Annotated in this window: 1 protein-coding gene; it reads left to right on the top strand. The window is 47.3% G+C overall.

Features of this window, described 5'->3' with window-relative positions:
* Window positions 1-769 (top strand): (Fe-S)-binding protein (locus ACWHAR_RS25750; RefSeq protein ID WP_452088262.1); only part of this gene is annotated, 769 nt, incomplete at its 5' end.
* Between the last annotated feature and the right edge of the window lie 33 nt (window positions 770-802).

Raw genomic sequence — 802 nt, 5'->3', positions numbered from 1 at the left:
AGAAGGAAAAGAATTTGAGTACCTTTTCTGGGTAGGCTCCATGGGGTCTTACGACAACAGAAGCCAGAAAATCGCAATTTCCTTTGCCAAGCTGCTCAATCACGCGGGCGTGTCCTTCGCGATCCTCGGCAATAAAGAAAAAAATTCAGGAGACACGCCGCGCCGCCTCGGAAATGAATTTTTGTTCCAAGAGCTGGCTGAGAAGAATATTTCTGAATTTGAAAAAAATGATGTCAAAAAAATCGTTACGATCGATCCCCATGCATACAATTTATTTAAAAACGAATATCCGGATTTCGGATTTGAAGGCGAGGTTTATCATCATACAGAAGTGCTGGCCGAGCTTGTGAAAAACGGAAAATTAAAGCCGCAGCACCCGCTTCATGAGACGATTACCTTCCATGATTCATGCTATTTGGGCCGGTACAATGAAGTCTATGATCCGCCGAGAGAGATTTTGAAAGGCATTCCGGGCGTGCAGCTTGTTGAAATGGAGAGAAACCGGGAAACCGGCATGTGCTGCGGAGCTGGCGGGGGATTAATGTGGATGGAGGAAGAAACAGGCAACAGGATTAACGTCGCCAGGACAGAGCAAGCGCTCGCAGTCAACCCATCGGTGATCAGTTCCGGCTGTCCGTACTGTCTCACAATGCTTGGGGACGGCACAAAGGCGATGGAAGCTGAAGACCAAGTCAAAACGTACGACGTCGTCGAGCTTCTGGCTCAATCCGTTTTAGGCGCTGATCTGAAAATGGGGGAGAAGCAATGAATTTTTCATTATCAGAAGAACACCAGATGATAC

The organism is Bacillus sp. LR--39 (assembly GCF_053613335.1).
Note: the sequence above shows the minus strand (reverse complement) of the source record. Positions and strands in the feature narration are given on the sequence as shown.